The 215-nt window shown below is 59.1% G+C and carries 1 pseudogene; it reads right to left on the bottom strand.

Annotation, left to right across the window (positions count from 1 at the left end):
* Positions 1-215, bottom strand: a pseudogene (locus EXE45_RS18030) (dTDP-4-dehydrorhamnose 3,5-epimerase); the annotation flags it as partial.

Raw genomic sequence — 215 nt, 5'->3', positions numbered from 1 at the left:
AAAGTGTCTAATTGGTCTTGGGTGGGCGAGTCCTCGCGGTCGTCGTAGATGGCGACCTTGATCCGGCCTTTCGGGCAGACGAAGTGGTCGACCTGTCCGCGGTGGTGTTTGTGCCAAGCGCGCGTGATGCCCGGATAAGTCATCGAGTAGTAGGACATCACCGGTTCGGGGTCGTATTGGTCCCAGTCTTCACGGAAGACTTCGACGAGGTGGCC

Origin of the sequence: Halorubrum sp. SP9 (assembly GCF_005435015.1) — an archaeon.
Taxonomy (GTDB): domain Archaea; phylum Halobacteriota; class Halobacteria; order Halobacteriales; family Haloferacaceae; genus Halorubrum; species Halorubrum sodomense.
Note: the sequence above shows the minus strand (reverse complement) of the source record. Positions and strands in the feature narration are given on the sequence as shown.